Consider the following 19683-nt stretch of genomic DNA (forward strand, 5'->3'; position numbering starts at 1 on the left):
CACGCCCGCGGAAGGGTTTTTCCGGCCGTTTGGCGGATTCTTCCTGCGCACGGCTTGATCAGCGATCAAAGGGGGTGAAGTACCTGGCCACAGCGCATTCTGCTCATTTGACAGTGCATTGAGCACACAGATAGGAAGCAGCTCTCTGAGGTCGAAGAGGTGCACTGTGTACGAGCCGAACGTGGTCGGGGACTGGCAGGAGTACGACGAGCATGCCGGTCTGCGTGTCCGCGTCCACCGTCTGGAGGCGGCCGAGCCGCCGCGTGGACGCGACGACGCCGCCGAAGGGCTCACCTATTTCAGCGTCCGTGTGACCGTCGAGAACCGCGGCGCCCTGCATCCGACGGTCCATCTCGAGGACGGTCAGATCGACGTGCGGATCGGCTCCGACGGCGAGAGCGCCTTCATCGACTGGCGCAACTCGCAGTTCATCGAGGGCTTCGACGTCTATCCGCTGCGCCGCGCCACCGCCGTGCTGTTCGCGGCGGGACCGGAGGCGAGCCTCGGCCAGATCGACGTGCAGATCCAGTTGCGGGTCGACGACGAGTGGGCCGACCGCCGACTGTGGGCGGGCGGCATCGGACTCGACGAGCGGGCCGCGCATCCGGGTGTGGGACGTGAGGGTCTGGCCTGTCAGATCAGCAACTTCTTGCGGGACCAGGCCGAAGAGGGCACTGCCTGATCCCGCGCCAGGGTTCAGTGCGGGATGCCGTCGATGATCTCGCGGGCCCCCTGACGCAGCAGCGCCACCGCGACCGAGGTGCCCAGCGTGGCCGGATCGAGCCGGCCCGCCCACTCGTGGGCGTTCAGCCGGGTCTTGCCGTCCGGGGTGAAGACACAGGCCCGCAGGGACAGTTCGTCCCCGTGGTCCACGCGCGCGTACCCCGCGATCGGGCTGTTGCAGTGGCCCTGGAGGACGTGCAGGAACATCCGCTCGGCGGTCGCCTCCCGGTATGTGTCCGGGTCGCCCAGCGCGCTGACCGCGTCGATCAGCTCGGTGTCGCCCTCCCGGCACTGCAGCCCGAGGATGCCCGCGCCGATCGGCGGCATCATCGTCTCGGGGGAGAGGACCTCGCTGATCACGTCCTGGCGGCCGATGCGTTCCAGGCCGGCGACGGCGAGCAGCAGCGCGTCCGCCTCACCCGCCTCCAGCTTCGCCAGCCGCCGGTTGGCGTTGCCGCGGAACGGCACGCACTCCAGGTGCGGGTGGGTGGCCGCCAGCTGGGCCACCCGGCGCACCGAGGAGGTGCCGACACGGGTCCCCTCCGGAAGCTCGTCCAGGGTCAGGCCGCCCGGGTGGATCAGGGCGTCGCGGATGTCGTCCCGCTTCAGGAACGCGGCGAACGTGGTGCCCGCCGGGAGCGGCCGGTCGGCGGGCACGTCCTTGACGCAGTGCACCGCGAGATCGGCCTCGCCGGCCAGCAGCGCGGCGTCGACCTCCTTGGTGAACGCGCCCTTCCCCTCGACCTTGGACAGGTCGCCCATCCACTTGTCACCGGTCGTCCTCACGGGCACGACCTCGGTGCGCACGCCGGGGTACAGGGCTGTCAACTCGCTTCTGACACGCTCCACTTGAGCCAGCGCCATCGGCGAGTCACGGGAGACGATGCGGATCAGTTCCGGGAGGGACATGCGGGACACGATAGACCCTGCGGAGGTTCGGTGTTTGACGCTCAGGGGGCAACGGGTAGGGAGTAGCGCACCTTTTGCCCGGCACGAGCGCCCAACCGGTCGTAGAACCGGATCGCACCGTCGTTCCAGGTGGGCGTCTGCCACTGCACCTCGCCGAGCCCCAGCGCACGGGCCTCGGCGAGCACGGCGTCCATGAGCAGCACGCCGAGTCCGAGACCGCGGTGCCCGGGCAGCAGGAACAGGCAGTCCATGTGCAGGTACTCGCGGCCCTCCCAGGTGGAGAGTTCGGGCGCGCAGGTGGCGTAGCCGACGAGGCGGCCGTCCGGGAGTTCGGCCACCAGGCAGCGCAGGCGGGGTGCGGGGGTGTCGAAGAGGAGCGCGGCCAGTCTGGCAGGCAGGTCGTCCGGAGGCGGTGCCGCCCGCTCGTACTCCGCGTGCCGGGCGGCGAGTTCGGCGACCGCGGGGAGATCGGCGCGCTCGGCGTGCCGGACGAGGGGAGCGTCGCTCATCGGACGTCGCCCGTCACCGTGTCCGCACCCCAGGCCGTGAGACGGTCGGTGAGCGACCCGGTGCCGTCCAGGACGTGCCGGGAGTACGCGTCCCGCTCGTGCGCGAGTACGGCGGCCTCCCACACGCAGGGCGAGAGCCCCGCCCGGCCGGGCCGCAGCGCGTCGGGCTCGCCCACCGGCCCGGCGAAGATCGCCAGGTCCGCCATGTCGCCCTCGATCCAGCTGTGCACCAGGACGTAGTCGCCGTCGCCGCCCGCGTGCACGATCAGGACGGCCAGCCCCAGGGAGCCCCGCAGCGGGCCGAGTTCGAGATGTCGCGCGGCGATCCGCAGCCCGGCCTCGGCCTCCTGGGCGGACACGGTACGGCCGGGCGCCTCCAGCGCGTAGACCTTCACCAGGTGACCGGCGGCCTCCTGGAGGCCCAACGGCCGGGCGGGGCGGGCGTGATGGGTGTCGGCGAGGGCGAGCAGCGCCTCGGTGTCGACCGCCGCGGGCAGTTCCTTGTGAAGATCCATCCGGCCATCATCGGACGCCCGGTTCCGGCCCGTCCACCGTCTCCCGCGCGACGACGGTGTCCGGCCGGGACAGCACCACCAGCGCCACCGCCGTGAGCACCCCGCCGGCCAGGAACGTCCCGGGTGTCCCGGTCAGGGGCAGCAGCACCCCACCGAGCAGGGCGCCGGCGGCCACGCCCACGTTGAACGCCGCCGAGTTGGCCGCCAGGGCCGTCTCGGTACGGCCCGGGGCGACCCGCAGCACCTGGCTCTGCGTCGCCATGAACGCCGGCGCCACCGAGGCACCCAGCAGCATGAGCAGCACGACGGTCGCCACCTGGCTGCCGCCCGCCGCGTACAGCCCGACCAGCGCCACGGCCTGGCCGGCTACCGGCACGGTCAGCGTGGCCCGCGGATACCGGTCCAGCAGCGGTCCGGCCACGGTGACCCCGGCCAGCCCCGCCGCCCCGAACGCCATGAGCACGGCGCTCACCGCGTCCTGGCCGAACCCGCTCACCTCGTCCAGGAAGGCCACCACGTAGGTGAACCCGGTGAACGCCCCCGTCACCGAGAGCGCGGTGGTGGCGAGCACGACCACGAACCGGCGCCGGTCCGGGGCGGCCCCGTACGCCGCATGCCCCTCCTGCGGACGCGAGGTCGGCAGCAGTACGGCCACCGCGACCAGCGATACGACGGCGAGGGCGCCCAGCACCGCGAAGGGCGTCCGCCAGCCGCTGTGGCCGCCCAGCCAGGTCCCCGCCGGCACGCCGGCCACCGTGGCCAGCGAACCGCCCACCGACAGCAGCCCGATGATCCGGCCGCGCCGTTCGGGCGGGAACAGGCCGACCGCGACCGGCCCCATCACCGCCCAGAACAGCGCCTGGGCCAGCGCGGTCGCCACCCGGGCGGCCAGCAGCAGACCGTACGACACGGCGGCGAGCGCCGAGACCCAGCTGGCCAGCGCGAGCACCGCGAGCAGACCGGTCATCAGATACCGGCGCGGCACGGACCGGCTGACGTGCGCCAGCGGCAGCGAGGCGACGGCCACCGCCAGGCCGTAGCCGGTGACCAGCGCGCCCACCGCAGTCAGTGAGACCCGCAGATCGTCCGCCATCAGGGACAGCAGACCCACCGGCAGGTTCTCGGTGGTGTTGAAGGTGAACGCCGCCAGCATCAGCGCCGCGACGACGGCGGCCCTGCGCCAGGGGGCCGGACGTACGCTGCCCATCCAACTGCCTTTCCGGGGTGGGGAAGAGGAACGGCAAGCGTGCTGCGCCGACGCGCCCGGCTCTACTCTTTCGTTCCAGGACGAATCACCGACCGCCCCGGGAGGCCGCCTTGCCGCTGACCCTGCGTCTCGGGACCGATGACCTCGGACGGTGCCGGTTCGCCGTCTCCCCGCTGTGCCAGACCCACGAGGCGCTGCGCATGCTGCGCCGCTCCGCCCGGCACGGCTACCACCGCGCCTGGCTGCGCCGCGCCGCGCCCGCCGTGGCCGGGCTCGACCTGTCCCCGCTGTGGCTGTTCATCCCGCCGGTCGGCGGCTACACCCCCGACTTCCTGGGGCCGCCGCCCGAGGAGCCGTACCCCCGCTTCGAGGACGAGCTGGCCCGCGTACGCGCCACCGACCCCGCCCTCGCCCGCACCGAGATGGCCCGTTCGCTCGCCTGCACGCCGGGGCTCGCCGAGTCGGCGCGGGGGCGGTCCGCGCTCGACGACCCGGCCGCCACCGTGCGGCGCCTCGCCGACCTCACCGAGCAGGCCTGGCGGGCGCTGGTCGCACCGGACTGGGCCCGCCATCGGGCCGTGCTGGAGGCCGACATCGCGCACCGGTCCCGGCAGGTGGCGGACGCCGGGCTCGACGCGTTGTTCACCGGTCTGCACCCGGACGTCGACTGGGCCGGCGGAAGCCTCACCCTTCCCGTGCGCGGCGACCTCAGGGACGCCCAACGCGCCGACGGGCGAGGCGTGCTGCTCATGCCGAGCGTCTTCGTGTGGCCTGACGTGGTGAGCGGCTTCGCCCGGCCCTGGCAGCCGACGGTCATCTATCCGGCGCGCGGCATGGGCGGACTGCACGGCGACGTGGTGCCGCGCCCGTCGGAGGCGCTCGCGCGGCTGCTGGGGCGGCAGCGTGCCGCAGTCCTGGCGGGGCTCGGGGACCCGGCCTCGACGACCGACCTGGCCCGCCGGCACGGCCTCGCCCCCTCGACCGTCTCCGCCCATCTGGCGGTCCTGCGCGAGGCGGGCCTGCTCCGCTCGCGTCGGCAGGGCCACCGGGTGCTGTACGGGCGGACAGCGCTCGGTGACGCGGTGGTGGCGGGCGCCTGAGCCTCCGACGGCCCGGGCCGGATCAGGTGAGCGGTTCGCTGAGTTCGACCGAGCGCAGGGCGGCCGCGAGGGCCTGCTCGTCGCCGATGTCCAGGGCCGTGTCGGTGAGCTTGATGACGTGTTCGTCGCCGTGGGCGAGGGCTCGTTCCACGACCTCCTCCGCGGTGAGGCGCGCGGGAGGGACGTAGGCGACCGGTGCCGGCGGCGCGTACATCGACGTGACCGCCGCGGACGCCGTCCACGCCGCGTGCAGGCTCGGTACCCACTGGTCGCGGGGCAGGGAGTCCAGGGTCCGCAGCACGGCGTTGGGGGCCGTGGCCGCGTGCACGAGCATGGTCGGCTCACCGTGACCGTGGGTGGCGTAGCGGTGAGTGGCGGCGCGCACGAGCTCGGTGAGCCGCTCCTTCGCGGTGTCCGGGTCGGTGACGTCGTGCGCCCACCCGGGCAGGCGGCGTACGGCGGCCAGACGGTTCCGGAACCCCACATGCCCCGGCTCGATGGCCGGTACCACTTCCAGGCTGTCCGCGGCGGTCGGCGCACCCGGCAGCTCCACGAGCCCGGTCACGGGCTGGTGCCGTGCCGCCCAGTAGCCCAGCGCGTGCGCGAGTTCGGTGAGCCTGGGCGCGTTCGCGTGGGCCTCCAGGGCGCGGACGGCGTGGCCGACCCGGATGACGGTGTGCGTGGCACCGCCGTACAGGCCGGGCAGCAGGCGCGGCCACCACTCGGCGAGGACGCTCTTCCAGGGGCGCTCGGCGAGGGAGCGGGAGAAATAGTCGGTCCAGTCCGCCATCCGGCGCGGATCACCCAGTGCCGAGGGCCAGTTGTCGTCCGTCACGGGGGCGATGCGGTCGGGGAAGTCCTCCAGCTTGTCCTGGTACAGGTCCAGCCACCGGTGCACCGAACCGGCCCGCCCGTGCGCCGTGAGCGCCTCGACCACCATGGGGGCGTGGTTGCTCAGCCAGCCCTCGCGCTCCGGGCCGGACGCGTGGACGCGGTCCAGGGCCTCTTCAAGGTGCCCGCTCGTGTAACTCGTATCGGTCGTGTCCATGCACAGGACGCTATGCGGGGGGAGTTCGGCGGGGATCGGGCGCGGGACGGAATCCGGCGGCGCCGGGAGTCCTAGGTCCCGCGCCCTACGGCGCCCGGGAGCGTTGCCGGGTCAGGCGTTGGGGTCGAAGGAGATCCCCGACGGCTTCGCCGACGAGAGGTGCGCGGCGAAGTTGGCGTCCTTGAGACCGAAGTTGGCGCTGCCGAAGTCGTACGCGCTCAGCTTGTCGCGCAGCCCCGACGGGTAGCCGTTCCAGCCGACCAGCGGCGGGTACTGCCAGGTGCCCTTGGCGTTCTCCGGCGGTTCGTCATTGGAGTTGGCCAGCCGGAAGCAGTGGGTGCTGATGCCGTCCTTGTGGTAGACGATCTTCGCGTGCGTGCCGTCGAAGCGGACGGCGGAGGCCGCGCTGACCGTGAACGAGCCGTGGTTGGACGTCGACACGTACTGGACCGCGCCGTTCTGCACCCAGATCACGACGTGCTCCCAGTCGTTGCGGTGCCCGCCGATGCTGCTGTTGGCCACCGCCTGGTCCTTCTCGAAGTACAGGCCGTACATGTAGGCGCACCAGCCGTTGTTGCACTTGTAGCGCGAGTACGTGTTGGTGTTGTCGAGGTCCGAGGCGTCATGGCAGTCGCCGCTGAGCGAACCCGTCGGCTTCAGACCGCCGTTGATGGTGCCGTCGGGGCCGATGGCGGGCGTCGAGTAGCAGCCGTCGGTGTCGTAGTCGAAGGCCGGCTGGTAGGTGTACTCGGCGCTCTCGGCGTTGGCGGGCAGCGCCTTGGGCGGCGCGGCGAACGCCGCGGAAGGAAAGGCGAGGACCAGCGCGGCGGCGCCGGCCAGGCCGGTGAACCACCTCGTGCGGTGCTTCTTGAACGACGGTGACGCCACTGCGTCCTCCTCGTGTTCCGGGCGCAGCCCAACGGCTGTGAGGTTACTGGGGAGTTCAGCTTCCCGACCTTTCATGTCCGTGCCAAGAGGTCGAAGGCGTCGTTCCGGTTACGGGCCGCCCAATTCTCGGATCATGACGGTGCGTCGGGGAGGTCCGCCGAGGAGTCCTCCGGCGCGAGATCCGGCCGCAGCCGCAGCCAGGACGGCTGGCGCAGCAACCCCGCCCGGGTACGGGTGCTGTAGCGGACCTCGCCCACCAGCCGGGGGAGCACCCAGTGCGCACCCGGGACGCGCGGCACGGGATCGAAAGGGCACACATCCGTCGCCGCGGCCGCCAACAGCGAGGCGAGCTCCGTCCGTTCCGACTCGCTCCAACCGGTGCCCACATTGCCGACGTAGCGCAGCCGCCCTCCGCCCCGCTGTCCGACCAGCACGGCGCCCGGCAGGCCTGTGAGCCGGCCCTTGCCGGGGAGCCAGCCGCCCACGACGACGTCCTCGCTGCGCATGTTGCGGATCTTGATCCAGGCTCGGGAGCGCACTCCGGGTTCGTACACCGAGTCGAGCCGCTTGCAGACCAGGCCTTCCAGGCCGTGTTCACGGGTGGCGCGCAGGGCCTGCTCGCCGTGACCGACGAGGGCGGCGGGCGTGGACCAGTGCGGCCCGGACAGCTCCAGGTCGTCCAGTCGCGCCCGCCGCTGCGTGTAGGGGAGGGTCAGGAGCGAGCGCCGCCCGAGGTGCATCAGGTCGAACAGCACGAGGTGGACGGGCGCCTCGGCCGCCCGGCGGGCAGCTCTGGCGGGGGCGTGTGCCAACTGCATGCGCGGTTGCAGCAACTGGAAGTCCGCGCGGCCCTGTTCGTCCAGCGCCAGGATCTCCCCGTCGAGCACCGCGGGTGTGGCGCCGAGCGCACCGCCCAGCGACCGCAGTTCGGGATAGGCGCCGGTGATCTCCTCTCCGGACCGGGCGCGCAGCACCACGTCGCCGTCCCCGGCGAGGTAGGCCACCACCCGCTGGCCGTCCTGCTTGGTCTCGTAGGCCCAGCGCGCGTCCTGGGAGGCGGGCGGCAGGGTGCCGGGGGTGGCGAGCATGGGCGGGATCAGCGGGAGGGTCACGGGTGAGTTGTCGACGCGCGGTGCTGTCGCCACGCGCCCCGCGCTCCGGTTTCCCCTGAACGGGCGGCGCTCGCGGGTCTCCTCGGCCCTCCTGGTGCACGAGCGCCTCCGCGAGCGGGAACTTCACCCTGGAGTTCCGGGTCACCGACGTGGACGCACGCCACGAACTGCTGACCGCCCAGGGCGTCGAGATCCTCAAGCCGCCGACCACCCAGCCGTGGGGCCGCCTGTCGGTGTGGCTGCGGGACCGCCCCAGGAACCTTCCGCCGGGTGGGAAGCAGGGCAGAACGCCACCGGGGACCGTGACCCGAGCGAAGGGCGGCGGTTCGGACAACGACGCTGGGGAGCGGACTCGGGGTCGGCGGGGTCAGATGATGCCGCCGTTGGCCCGCAGTACCTGGCCGTTGACCCAGTGACCGGCGGGGCTCACCAGGAACGACACGACGTTGGCGATGTCCTCGGGCGTGCCCAGCCGCTCCAGCGGGGGCTGGGCCGCCAGGCGGGCGACGGTCTCCTCGTCCTTGCCGTCGAGGAAGAGGTCGGTCGCCGTCGGGCCGGGGGCCACGGCGTTGACCGTGACGTCACGGCCGCGGAGCTCACGGGCGAGGATCAGGGTCACGGCCTCGACCGCGCCCTTGCTGGCCGCGTAGGCGCCGTACCCGGGGAAGGCGAGCCCGACGACCGAGCTGGAGAGGTTGACGAGCGCGCCGCCCGGCCGCAGTCGGCGGGCGGCCTGCTGGTCGACGACGAAGGTGCCGCGGATGTTGGTGCGGTACAGGGCGTCGAGCTCGGCGAGGTCGAGTTCCGCGATCGGGGCCAGTGGCATCCGGCCCGCGGAGTGGACCACCACGTCGACAGCGCCGTACGTGGCCTCCGCCAGGTCGAACACGGCGGCGACCTCGGTCTCGTCGGCGACGTCCGCGCGGGCGGCGCAGGCGGTGCCGCCCGCTTCCTCGATGGCGCGCACGGCGTCATCGGCCGCCTCCTTGTTGCCCGCGTAGCCGACGACGACCGCGAACCCGTCGGCGGCGAGCCGCTGGGCGATCTGCCGTCCGATGCCGCGCGATCCGCCGGTGACGATCGCGACGCGCTGTTCCGTCCGGGGCTGAGTGGTCATGACCGCATCCTCTGTTAGCGCTGCTACGTAAGCTTCGTATCGACGATAACACGAATCGTAGCGTTGGTAAACCATGGGTCGTATCGGCGCTACGAATGTCGTACGGTGGGGGCATGGATGCGAGGGAAAAGATCCTGGAAGCGGCCACCGAGCTGCTGGCCGGTGCGTCGGCCGCCGATGTCTCCACGCGTGCCGTGTGCGAGAAGGCCGGGGTGGGCGCGCCGATGCTCTACCGGCTCTTCGGTGACAAGGCCGGTCTGCTGGCCGCCGTGGTCGACCGGGGATTCGAGCGGTACCTCGCGTCCAAGCGGGCGGCGCGGCCGAGCGAGGATCCCGTCGAGGACCTGAAGAGCGGCTGGGACAACCACATACGCTTCGCGCTGGAGCACCCCAGCCACTACCGCCTGATGTACTCGCCCGAGCTCACCGTGCCCCCGGCAGCGGCCCAGGAGGCGCACGACCTGCTGCACGGCATTCTCGAACGCTGTGCGGCCGAAGGGCGGCTGACGGTGCCACCCGCGCTGGCGACGCAGATGATCATGTCCGCCAACGTCGGGGCGGCCCTGTCGATGCTGACCAGGCCCGAGCAGTACACGGACCCGACGTTCTCGCAGCGGCTGCGCGACGCGGTGCTGGACGCGGTGACCCGGCCCGCCGACACCGACCTACCACGCAAGGACCACTCGGTGCCGGTCGCGGCCGCCACCCTCGCGGCCCGCCTGCGTGCCGACCTGCCGCCCGCACTCACGACCGCGGAGTCGGCCCTGCTGCAGCAGTGGCTGGACAAGCTCTCCGAGAGGTGAGGGTCAGCGTTCCTCGGACGGCGGCGCCTGCACCAGACCCGACTGATAGGCCATCACGACGAGTTGGGCGCGGTCCCGCGCGCCCAGCTTGGTCATCGCACGGTGGACGTGGGTGCGCACGGTCAGGGGGCTGACGAAGAGCTTCTCGGCGATCTTCTCGTTGGAGTGCCCCTCGGCGACCCACGCCATCACCTCGCGTTCCCGGCCGGTGAGACCGGTCAGGTCGTCGGCGGCAGCGAGGCGGGTGCCGAGTCCCGGGGCCGCCAGGAACCGGGTGATCAGGGTGCGGGTGGCGCCGGGGGAGAGCAGGGAGTCGCCGGCCGCGACGGTCCGGATGCCGGCGAGCAGGGCGTCGGCGGTCACGTCCTTGCCGAGGAAACCGCTGGCCCCGGACCGCAGCGCCTGCGCGACGTACTCGTCGATCTCGAAGGTCGTCAGGATCAGCACCCGTGTGTCGGACAGCTCCGGATCCGCGCAGATCACGGAGGTGGCGGCCAGGCCGTCGGTTCCCGGCATGCGGATGTCCATGAGGATCACGTCGGGGCGGTGGACGCGCGCGAGGTCGGCGGCCTCGGCGCCGTCGGTGGCCTCCGCGACCACCTCCATGTCGTCGCACGAGTCGATGAGGATCCGGAAGGTGGCCCGCAGCAGGGCCTGGTCGTCGGCGAGGAGCACGCGGATGGTCATGGGGTCCGTTTCTGGCGTTTCTGGCGTTGCTGGGGTTCCGGGGTGGCGGGGTCGAGCGGCGGCCTGAGGTGACCGCTCGCTTCCGGCAGGTCGGTGCCGGGGCGGACCTCACCCGCCGTTCTCCGTTCGTGTCCTGGCGCCACGGTGGCCGAGTCCCGCCGGGTGCGGCGCCGCGACCGTCCCGGCCGGGTGAGTCACGTGTCCCCGGGAGCGCGGTCCGGAGCGCCAGTCTCTCCGCAACCGGGTCCGCTCGTCGTCGTACCACGGCCGACCATCGCGCCTACGGAGAACGCAGTACGTGCCGGGGCCGGGGTCCTCCCTGGGCAGGACCCGACGGCCGCCGGGCGCTCCCTGGGCAGGACCCGACGGCCGCCGGGCGCTCCCTGGGCAGGACCCGACGGCCGCCGGGCGCTCCCTGGGCAGGACCTGGCGGCCGCCGGGCGCTCCCTGGGCAGGACCTGACGGCCGCCGGGCGCTCCCTGAGCAGGACCTGGCGGCCGCGGGCAGCCGGTCGTCAGGCGGGGGCCGTCGAGTGGGGGACGTCAGTGTCCCGACGCGGTCCCTGCCGAGGTCTCCGCGGCGTCCGGCGCGGGGAGCGCCGTCGGGACCGCCGCGCGCGGGCGCGGGATGAAGGAGGCGATGGCGAAGGCGAGGAGCGCGGCGCCCGCGCCGATCGCCATGACGGTCTTGAAGCCGTTCTCGGACGGCAGGGCGTACCCGCCGAGGTCGATGGTCATCTGGGCGAGGACGACCCCGGCGAGGGCGCTCGCCGTCGACGTACCGATGGACCGCATCAGGGTGTTGAGGCTGTTCGCGGCCGCGGTCTCCGAGGCCGGTACGGCGCCCATGATGAGCGCGGGCATGGAACCGTACGTGAACCCGATGCCGGCGCCGATCACACAGGAGATCAGCACCAGGTGCCAGACCTCGGACATCAGCACGATGTTCAGCCCGTAGCCCGCGGCCACGATCAGTGCGCCGATCATCAGCGTCACCTTCGGGCCCTTCGCCTTGGAGACCGCCGCGGAGACCGGCGCCAGCGCCATCATCACCAGACCGGACGGGGCCATGACCAGGCCGGCAGTCAGCAGCGACCTGCCCAGGCCGTAGCCGGTCTGGGTGGGCAGCTGGAGCAGCTGCGGCAGTACCAGCGACATCGCGAACATCGAGAAGCCGATCGCGATCGACGCGAGGTTGGTGAAGAGCACCTGGCGGCGGGCGGTGGTCCGCAGGTCGACCAGTGGCTGGGCGGTGCGCAGTTCGAAGGAGCCCCAGGCCAGCAGGATGATCACGGCCGCGGCGAACAGGCCGAGGGTGGTGCCGCTGCTCCAGCCCCAGTCGGCGCCCTTGGAGACGGCCAGCAGCAGGCAGACCAGTCCGGCGGCCATGCCGACCGCGCCGACCGCGTCGAAGCGGCCGCCGGTGCGCACCCGGGACTCCGGTACGAACGCCAGGACCAGGACGAGGGCCGCCGCACCCATCGCCGCCGAGGCCCAGAACAGGACGTGCCAGTCGAAGTTGTCCGCGATGAGCGCGGCGGTCGGCAGACCCAGGGCGCCGCCGACGCCGAGGGAGGCGCTCATCAGCGCGGTCGCCCCAGCCAGGCGCTCGGCGGGCAGTTCATCGCGCATGATGCTGATGCCGAGCGGGATGACACCGGAGGACAGGCCCTGCAGGGCACGGCCCACGATCATCGGGACCAGCGCGTCGCTGAGTCCGCAGACCACCGATCCGACCACCAGCATCACCACGCTGACCAGCAGCATCCGGCGCTTGCCGAACATGTCGCCGAGCCGCCCGACGACCGGGGTGGCGACCGCTGCCGCGAGCAGGGTCGCGGTGACCGCCCACGCGGTGTCCGAGGCCGGGGCGTCGAGCAGCTTCGGCAGCTCCGGCACGATCGGGATCACCAGGGTCTGCATCAGCGAGACGACGATTCCGGCGAAGGCCAGCACCGCGACCACGGCGTTCGGCCGTGGCGGGGCCACGGAACCCGCGTCGGCGGAGCTGGCGGGAGTGTCGGACATGACGGGGCCTCCAGGACGGGGGAGCGGGCCGGGAACTCGGCAGAATTTAAGTCAGATGCTTGACTTAGCTTACTGGTGTGCCGAGTGGGGTCGAGAAGGTGCTCCGCTCCGGTGCGGCCGTGTGGTTCGGCATGCCGCGTCACCTGGGCGGGACGCCATATCCGGGGCGGTGCCGATGGCGTCCCGCCGGGTGGCCCGGTCGGCCGGGCCACCGAAAGCCGCGGGTCGGCGATGCCGGCTCCGCACGGTCGTCCGGTGAAATCCGCAGGCCGACGACGCCGGCTCCCGCACGGCCGCTCGACGTGGACCCCCGACCCCTTGTCCGGTGTTCGCCCGATCCGGACTCCCGCCCCCGACGTGGGGTTGCGTAGGCTTTCGGCACTGGAGAGCGCCGCACCGCCGGCGGACCTCAGGCGGTTCGAGGGGCTGGCCGTCGGAGGGCTCGGTGAAGTCCCGGTGCGGTGGTGAGCATGGCCGGCAGGACGGTACGCGAGGAACAGGTGAGCGCGACCCGGGAGCTGATCCTGACCGCGGCCGAGCGGCTCTTCGCCGAGCGCGGTGTCCTGGCGGTGTCCAACCGGCAGGTCAGCGAGGCCGCGGGGCAGGGCAACAACGCCGCGGTGGGCTACCACTTCGGCACCAAGGCCGACCTGGTCCGGGCGATCGCCCGCAGGCACCTCGTCCGCGTCGAGGAGATCCGCGCCCGGCTGCTGGCCGGGGCCCGCGGCTCCACGGACGTACGCGACTGGGTGGACTGCCTGGTCCGGCCCGTGCCCGAACATCTCGCCGCGCTGGGCAGCCCCACCTGGTTCGCCCGGTTCTGCGCACAGGTCATGACCGACCCGGTGCTCCAGCGGATCATGGTCGAGGAGTCGATGTCCTCGCCGTCGCTTCGGCAGATCGTCGAGGGCCTGAACCGCTGTCTGCCCGAGCTGCCCGCCGACGTCCGCGCCGAGCGGTCCGAGATGGCCCGGCATCTGATCGTGCACATGGCCGCCGACCGCGAACGGGCCCTGGCCGAGAACACCCCGACACCCCGCGCGAACTGGCACGACGCCGCCACCGGCCTCGGTGACGTCGTGGTCGCCATGTGGACGGCTCCGGTCACTCCGACCGGCCTCTAGGAACCGTTACTTGCGTTAGTCAAGGAGACGATAGAGTGGGAGAGCGCACCGTCCCCCCACGAACGGTCCTCTCCATGCCCGGCAGCTCCAGCGACCGGCCATCACTCGCCCGCGGTGCCGGTCAGCGTCTCCTGGTCGTCGCCGGCGACTCGGATGTCGCCGAACTGCTCTGCGCCACCCTGGAGTTGGCGGGCTACCGGATCGTCGCCGTCAAGGCGGCCGTCGACGGTGTGGCACGGCTGACCCGGGAACGGTTCGACCTGGTGGTCGTCGACGCCACCCTGCCGGACGTGACCGAACTGGGCCGCACACGGCCGACCCTGGCCCACCGACCGCCGGTGCTGCTGCTGATCGACTACGAGTCCCTGGGCCGGATCGAGCCCGAACTCGGCCTGGGGGAGCGGGACTACGTCACCAGACCGTTCCGCGCGGCCGACGTCCTGACCAGGGTGCAGCTCATGCTGCGCGGCACGGGTGCGGGACCGGTCCGCGGCGGCACGGCGATCGGCCTGCCGCCCAGGGCGATCCGGCAGTGGCGCCAGGCCGTCGCGACCGGAGCGGCCTGGCGTGAGACCGTACGGGCGCGGGCGGGACGGGGACCGTGTAGAGGATGACCGCACATTACTTGAGTTACGCAACGAGAAGGTAAACTGGGGAGTATGCCCTCGCAGCCGCTCCCCGACGTCCCCGCGTCCCCGGAAGTCATCGAGATCGAGCGGGCACTCACCCGCATCACCTACCTGAGCACGCGCGCCCGCCGGCACGACCGGCTGATGTCCCTGGCCGGGGTGCCGCTGGACCGTGCCGCGGTGGCCCTCCTGCGGCAGATCGCCGACACCGAGCCGATGCGTCCGGGGGAGCTGGCCAACCGGCTCGGGGTCGAGGCCTCCCACGTCACCCGCACCGTCCAGCAACTGCAGAAGTCGGGATACGTCACCCGGGTCCCCGACCCCGACGACCGGCGCGCCCAGCGCATCGAGCTCACCGACACGGGCCGGCAGGCCATCGCACGCATCCGGGACGCCGGCGCCCGCGGTATGCAGCTGGCCCTGGCGGACTGGTCGCCGCAGGAACTGCGGCAGCTGGCCGGACTGTTCCACCGTATGGTCGACGACTTCCTCTCGCACGCCGTCGAGGACGAGACCGAGGAGGCGACGCCGGCCGGCAGCGGCTGAGGCTCACCCGGCACGGACGAGCCGCGCGGCGGGATCGGGTTCACGCAGCCCGCGCAGCAGCAGACCGCCCGCCGCGGGCAGGACGATCAACGGCACCAGCGCGGTCCGCAGTGAGGCGGTCTCGGCCAGCGCTCCCGGCCCCGGTGCGGCCGGCCCGCGTGGCCCACCGCTGCGGCCGGTCCTCCGCGAGCGCCTTCGTCGACGTCCTCCGCCGCTCCCTCGGCTGCACCCCGGGCCCCCACAACCGCTGCTCCCCGTAACGACGGAGGCCGCCGAAGGAGGTGCCTGTACCGTCCAGTAATGTGCGCGGCAGCCCCCCGAAGGAGGAACCGTGCCACGGTCCCCACGTTCGCCCCTGCTGCTCGCCGGTCTGCTGGCCACCGCGGGTGTCGCCCACTTCGCCGCGCCGCGCTCGTTCGACGCGACCATCCCGAAGGCCCTGCCCGGCAAGCCCAGGACCTGGACCTACGCGAGCGGCGCCGTGGAGCTCGCGCTCGCCGCCGGTCTGGTGCTGCCGAAGACCCGGCGGACCGCCGCGCTCGCCAGCGCCGCCTTCTTCGTCGGGGTGTTCCCCGCCAACGTCAAGATGGCCGCCGACTGGCGCCACCGCCCGACACCGCAGAAGGCGGCCGCCCTCGGACGGCTGCCGCTGCAGGTGCCGCTCGTGCTGTGGGCACGCGGCATCGCGAAGAACGGGGAGGGCCAGGCATGAGCAAGGCGATAGAGACCGGCGACACCGTCGAGGACTTCGAGCTCCCCGACGAGACCGGCACCAACCGCAAGCTGTCCGAGCTGCTCGCCGACGGCCCGGTCGTCCTCTTCTTCTACCCCGCCGCCCTGACCGCCGGCTGCACCGCTGAGGCCTGCCACTTCCGCGATCTGGCCGCCGAGTTCGCCGCCGCCGGCGCCCAGCCGGTCGGCATCAGTGGCGACACCGTCGAGCGCCAGCAGGAGTTCGCCGGACGCCACACCCTCGGCATGCCCCTCCTGTCCGACGCCGACGGGAAAATACGCGAGCTGTTCGGCGTCAAACGCGGCTTCTCCCTGGCACCCACCAAGCGGGTCACCTTCGTCATCGCCGAGGACCGCACCGTGCTGGAGGTCGTCCGCAGCGAACTGCGCATGAACACCCACGCCGACCGCGCCCTCGCCGCTCTGCGCGAACACGGAAAGTGACGGCCGCAGGACACAGAAGCCCCGCAGTCCTCCGTTTCGGTTGAAGCGGACGGACAAAAGAACGATCCTGAACAAATGGTGCACGGCTCTGCTGCGGCGATCGTCGATACCCGAGGTGTGGTGCGGGGCTGGAGCGAGGGCGCCCGCCAACTGACGGGATACCCGGCCGACGAGGTCGTGGGCCGCCCGGCCCGCGACCTGCTCACCGAGGTCCCGTCGGCCGATGCCGTCGCGGATCTGGTCGGCACCGTCGTGCTGCGCCGCCACGACGGCTCGTCCGTCGCGCTGCTGCTCACCGCCTGTGCCGTGCTCGGTGAGGACGGAGAACGCTCCGGCTACATGATCACCGCCGAGGCCCCCGGTGGCCCCGAACCGACCCTGGCGGGCCAGGCCTTCCAGCAGGCGTCCCTGGCCATGTCGGTCTTCGACGCGCGTCAGCACTACCTGCGGCTGAACGACACGGCCTGCCGGATCATGGGCGTACCGCAGGAGGCGCTGCTGGGGCAGCACTTCCCGGAGAGCGTGGAGGACCACTCGGCGCATCGCGGCTGGCTTGCCCATCTGCGCCAGGTCGTCGACACCGGCCGTCCGGTCCGCTACGAGAGCTTCACCGGGGCTCCCGCGCTGAACCGGGAGCACGCCTGGACCACCGACATGTGGCCCCTGCGGGACGGCGACGGTGAGGTCCACGCAGTGGCCATCGCGTCGTTCGACAGCACCGAGCAGTACTGGGCCCGGCAGCGACTCCTCCTGCTCAACGAGGCCGCGGCCACCATCGGCACCACTCTCGACGTGGTGCGCACCGCCGAGGAACTCGTCGGGCTTCTCGTGCCCCGCTACGCCGACTTCGCCAGCGTCGACCTCCTCGAATGGGTCCTCGGCGCGGACGAACCGCACACCCTCCCGGAAGGCGACATCGCTCTGCGCCGCGTCGCCCACGGCTCCGGCCACGAGGGCACCCCGGAGGCCGCCGTCCACCTAGGTGAGAAGGACATCTACCACGCCTCCTCCCCACCCGCGCGGGCGGTGCGGGAGGGGCGGGCCGCCCTCAGCCAGGCAGGCGAGCCCGACTTCATGCGCTGGGTCGCCGAGCGCAACTCCCGCGCCCCGGCCGGCAGCTCCTACCGCAAGGGCGTCCACTCCCTGCTCGCCGTGCCGCTCAGGGCCCGCGGCACCACCCTCGGAGTCGCGGTCGCCGTCCGTATCGCCCACCCCGACGACTTCGGCGGCGACGACGCCGTCCTCGGCGAGGAACTCGCCAGCCGGGCCGCCGTCTGCATCGACAACGCCCGCCGCTTCGCCCGTGAGCGCACCACCGCCCTCGCCCTGCAGAACAGCCTGCTGCCGCGCGGCCTGCCCGGACAGGCCGTGGTCGAGGTCGCCCACCGCTATCTGCCCTGCGGCTCGCTCGCCGGCATCGGCGGCGACTGGTTCGACGTCATCCCGCTCTCCGGCAGCCGCGTCGCCCTTGTCGTCGGCGACGTCGTCGGACACGGCATCCCGTCCTCGGCGACCATGGGCCGCCTGTGCACGGCGGTGCGCACCCTCGCCGACGTCGACCTGCCGCCCGACGAGCTCCTCACCCACCTCGACGACCTGGTCACCCACCTCGCCTCGGACGACCGCGACGCCGAGGCCGCCGAACTGGGCGCCACCTGCCTCTACGCCGTCTACGACCCCGTCTCGCGCCGCCTCACCACGGCCGCCGCCGGCCACCCGCCGCCCGCCGTCGTCCTGCCCGACGGCACCGTGAACCTCGTCCCCCTGAGCGCGGGGCCTCCGCTCGGCGTCGGCGGACTGCCCTTCGAGGCCACGGAGATCGAACTGCCCGAGGGAGCCGTCGTCGCCCTCTACACCGACGGGCTCATCGAGGACCGGGACCGCGACGTCGACCACGCCACCGAGGAACTGTGCCGCGCGCTCACCGCGAGGACCGAGACCCTCGATGACCTGTGCGATACGGTCCTGAAGGCCGTACTGCCCGAAGAACCCGGCGACGACGTGGCCCTGCTGCTGGCCCGGACCCGGGCTCTCGGCGCGGACCGGGTCGCCACCTGGGACGTCGAACCCGACCCCGCGCACGTGGCCGCGACCCGACAGGCCGCCACCGAGCAACTGGCCGCCTGGGGACTGGAGGAAGCCTCCTTCGTCACCGAACTCGTCGTCAGTGAACTGGTCACCAACGCCATCCGCTACGGCGAACCGCCCATCCAGCTGCGCCTGATCCGGGACCGCACCCTCATCTGCGAGGTCTTCGACGGCAGTTCCACCTCACCGCACCTGCGGCGCGCCCACGTCTTCGACGAGGGCGGCCGCGGGCTGTTGCTGGTCGCCCAGCTCACCCAGCGCTGGGGGAGCAGGCAGACCGGCAGCGGCAAGACGATCTGGGCCGAACAGTCCCTGGAACCGCCTGACTTCTGATCGCCGCGCTCACTGGAAGGAGCAGCCGGGGTTCGGCACGTCCTCCGAGTACGGCGAGCCGTGCGGGAGGACGTACAGCACCTCCAGGACGAGCGGGGTGTCCCCTTCGTTGCGGCCGAGATGGACGTCGCCGGGTCCGCCCGGCTCGCGCACCACGGTGCCCTGCCGGTAGACGCCGTCACTGGCGCAGTCGGAGTGGTAGTGACTGAGGGTGCCCTGCTTGACGTACCCGTAGACGGGTCCGTCGTGGTAGTGCCAGCCGGTCGCCTGGCCCGGCGGGACGGTGATCTCTCTGAGGACGTAGTCGGTGTCGCCCACCGTCTTCTGGGCGATCAGCGTGCCGACCACGCCGGGGCCGGGCGGGGTCGCCTGTGCGGCGCCGCCGGCGAAGACGGTGGCGGTGACGACCGCGCCGGATATGGCGGTACGGAGCGCGATGCGCATACGGAAGGCCTCCTGGCTCATGAGCGTGAGCGACGACGTGTCGCGGTGGACGTCGTTGTGAACATAGAGGCCCGCACGGGTGGCCGGCGCGGTGTTCGGCGGATCTTCCCGCTCAGTTCTCCTCGGCGGCGACCTGCGCCAGGGTCCGGCCGGTCCGGACCGAGCGTGCTCGGCGCGGATCCGGCGTGCCGTGCCCGCGCGCCGCCCGTCCCTCGGCGGTCTTCACCAGCAGCCAGTTGTCCGCACGGAAGCGGGTGAGTGCGTACTGGCCGCGCAGCTTCGTCCCGTGCAGCCGGAAGGTGGCGTGCCCGCGCTCCAGCGACTCGGCGAAGTCGACGGGACGCCCCTGGCGGTCGTGGCTCAGGGGTTCGTAGGTGCCGCGGTCCCAGACGATCACCGTGCCGCCGCCGTACTCGCCCTCGGGGATCACGCCCTCGAATTCCTCGTATTCCAGCGGATGGTCCTCCGTGGGCACGGCGAGGCGTTTGTCCTTGGGCACGTCGGAGGGCCCCTTCGGGATCGACCAGGACTTCAGCACGTCGCCGACCTGGAGCCGGAAGTCGAAGTGCATCGTGCTCGCGTCGTGGATCTGCACGACGAACCGGGGCGCGGCACCCCTGGGGGCCTGCCGCCCTTCCGGCTCACGGGTCCGTCCGAAGTCCCGCTTGCCGTGGTAGTCCCTCAGCCGCTCACTCACC

Annotated in this window: 21 protein-coding genes; 9 read left to right on the plus strand and 12 right to left on the minus strand. The window is 72.5% G+C overall.

Annotated elements, in window-relative coordinates; all coding sequences use genetic code 11:
* Window positions 1-166: 166 nt before the first annotated feature.
* On the plus strand, window positions 167-682 hold the full coding sequence (locus D1369_RS39070) for a hypothetical protein (RefSeq protein ID WP_007379712.1): 516 nt from the start codon (window positions 167-169) through the stop codon (window positions 680-682).
* Between the two features lie 14 nt (window positions 683-696).
* On the opposite strand, the gene hemC is transcribed toward D1369_RS39070, so the two are convergent.
* The 4 genes from hemC to D1369_RS39090 are packed head-to-tail and all read right to left on the minus strand — an operon-like array spanning window position 697 to window position 3863.
* Complete coding sequence (hemC, locus tag D1369_RS39075) at window positions 697-1632, minus strand: hydroxymethylbilane synthase (RefSeq protein ID WP_037898774.1); 936 nt, start codon at window positions 1630-1632, stop codon at window positions 697-699.
* A gap of 41 nt (window positions 1633-1673) precedes the next feature.
* On the minus strand, window positions 1674-2141 hold the full coding sequence (locus D1369_RS39080) for a GNAT family N-acetyltransferase (protein ID WP_007379710.1): 468 nt from the start codon (window positions 2139-2141) through the stop codon (window positions 1674-1676).
* The gene (locus D1369_RS39085) at window positions 2138-2656 is read right to left on the minus strand and encodes a hypothetical protein (protein WP_007379709.1); all 519 of its coding nucleotides are present in this window, start codon (window positions 2654-2656) and stop codon (window positions 2138-2140) included. Before D1369_RS39085 ends, D1369_RS39080 begins: the two co-directional genes overlap by 4 nt.
* Before the next feature lie 7 nt (window positions 2657-2663).
* Complete coding sequence (locus tag D1369_RS39090) at window positions 2664-3863, minus strand: MFS transporter (RefSeq protein WP_007379708.1); 1200 nt, start codon at window positions 3861-3863, stop codon at window positions 2664-2666.
* A gap of 110 nt (window positions 3864-3973) precedes the next feature.
* On the opposite strand from D1369_RS39090, the gene D1369_RS39095 reads away from it, so the two are divergent.
* Complete coding sequence (locus tag D1369_RS39095) at window positions 3974-4963, plus strand: DUF5937 family protein (protein WP_118082983.1); 990 nt, start codon at window positions 3974-3976, stop codon at window positions 4961-4963.
* Window positions 4964-4985: 22 nt separating this feature from the next.
* On the opposite strand, the gene D1369_RS39100 is transcribed toward D1369_RS39095, so the two are convergent.
* The 4 genes from D1369_RS39100 to D1369_RS39115 all read right to left on the minus strand — a co-directional run bounded on the left by D1369_RS39100 (window position 4986) and on the right by D1369_RS39115 (window position 9128).
* The gene (locus D1369_RS39100; protein WP_037898770.1) at window positions 4986-6011 is read right to left on the minus strand and encodes a questin oxidase family protein; all 1026 of its coding nucleotides are present in this window, start codon (window positions 6009-6011) and stop codon (window positions 4986-4988) included.
* 111 nt (window positions 6012-6122) lie between these two features.
* Window positions 6123-6899 carry an NPP1 family protein gene (locus D1369_RS39105; protein ID WP_007379704.1) on the minus strand — a complete coding sequence of 259 codons (777 nt, stop codon included), beginning with the start codon at window positions 6897-6899 and terminating at the stop codon, window positions 6123-6125.
* A 131-nt stretch (window positions 6900-7030) separates the two neighbouring features.
* Entirely contained in the window at window positions 7031-8011 is a 981-nt protein-coding gene (ligD, locus tag D1369_RS39110; protein ID WP_007379703.1) for a non-homologous end-joining DNA ligase, read from the minus strand.
* 367 nt (window positions 8012-8378) lie between these two features.
* Window positions 8379-9128 (minus strand): SDR family oxidoreductase, encoded by a 750-nt coding sequence (locus tag D1369_RS39115; protein ID WP_118082984.1) that lies wholly within the window; start codon window positions 9126-9128, stop codon window positions 8379-8381.
* A gap of 113 nt (window positions 9129-9241) precedes the next feature.
* Between D1369_RS39115 and D1369_RS39120 the strand changes: the two genes are divergently transcribed.
* On the plus strand, window positions 9242-9931 hold the full coding sequence (locus D1369_RS39120; protein WP_037898768.1) for a TetR/AcrR family transcriptional regulator: 690 nt from the start codon (window positions 9242-9244) through the stop codon (window positions 9929-9931).
* A gap of 3 nt (window positions 9932-9934) precedes the next feature.
* Here D1369_RS39120 and D1369_RS39125 read toward each other — a convergent pair whose 3' ends face one another.
* Both D1369_RS39125 and D1369_RS39130 read right to left on the minus strand, forming a co-directional pair.
* Window positions 9935-10618 carry a response regulator transcription factor gene (locus tag D1369_RS39125; RefSeq protein ID WP_007379700.1) on the minus strand — a complete coding sequence of 228 codons (684 nt, stop codon included), beginning with the start codon at window positions 10616-10618 and terminating at the stop codon, window positions 9935-9937.
* Between the two features lie 542 nt (window positions 10619-11160).
* Complete coding sequence (locus tag D1369_RS39130) at window positions 11161-12645, minus strand: MFS transporter (protein ID WP_118082986.1); 1485 nt, start codon at window positions 12643-12645, stop codon at window positions 11161-11163.
* Window positions 12646-13115: 470 nt separating this feature from the next.
* Between D1369_RS39130 and D1369_RS39135 the strand changes: the two genes are divergently transcribed.
* From D1369_RS39135 to D1369_RS39165, 6 genes are all read left to right on the plus strand, one after another.
* Entirely contained in the window at window positions 13116-13769 is a 654-nt protein-coding gene (locus tag D1369_RS39135) for a TetR/AcrR family transcriptional regulator (RefSeq protein ID WP_037898764.1), read from the plus strand.
* Window positions 13770-13843: 74 nt separating this feature from the next.
* Entirely contained in the window at window positions 13844-14383 is a 540-nt protein-coding gene (locus D1369_RS39140; protein ID WP_050789662.1) for a response regulator, read from the plus strand.
* Window positions 14384-14428: 45 nt separating this feature from the next.
* The gene (locus D1369_RS39145; RefSeq protein ID WP_037898763.1) at window positions 14429-14944 is read left to right on the plus strand and encodes a MarR family transcriptional regulator; all 516 of its coding nucleotides are present in this window, start codon (window positions 14429-14431) and stop codon (window positions 14942-14944) included.
* A 331-nt stretch (window positions 14945-15275) separates the two neighbouring features.
* A complete protein-coding gene (locus tag D1369_RS39155) occupies window positions 15276-15656 on the plus strand; it encodes a MauE/DoxX family redox-associated membrane protein (protein WP_007379694.1) in 381 nt (126 codons plus the stop codon).
* Window positions 15653-16120, plus strand: coding sequence for a peroxiredoxin (locus tag D1369_RS39160; RefSeq protein WP_007379693.1), 468 nt, complete (start codon window positions 15653-15655; stop codon window positions 16118-16120). Before D1369_RS39155 ends, D1369_RS39160 begins: the two co-directional genes overlap by 4 nt.
* Before the next feature lie 75 nt (window positions 16121-16195).
* Entirely contained in the window at window positions 16196-18541 is a 2346-nt protein-coding gene (locus D1369_RS39165; protein WP_118082988.1) for a SpoIIE family protein phosphatase, read from the plus strand.
* Window positions 18542-18550: 9 nt separating this feature from the next.
* Here D1369_RS39165 and D1369_RS39170 read toward each other — a convergent pair whose 3' ends face one another.
* Together D1369_RS39170 and D1369_RS39175 are read right to left on the minus strand one after the other, a co-directional pair.
* A complete protein-coding gene (locus D1369_RS39170; RefSeq protein ID WP_007379692.1) occupies window positions 18551-18985 on the minus strand; it encodes a cupin domain-containing protein in 435 nt (144 codons plus the stop codon).
* 112 nt (window positions 18986-19097) lie between these two features.
* Complete coding sequence (locus D1369_RS39175; protein ID WP_007379691.1) at window positions 19098-19682, minus strand: DNA polymerase ligase N-terminal domain-containing protein; 585 nt, start codon at window positions 19680-19682, stop codon at window positions 19098-19100.
* Between the last annotated feature and the right edge of the window lies 1 nt (window position 19683).

It is taken from the genome of Streptomyces sp. CC0208 (assembly GCF_003443735.1).
Lineage (GTDB): Bacteria > Actinomycetota > Actinomycetes > Streptomycetales > Streptomycetaceae > Streptomyces > Streptomyces sviceus.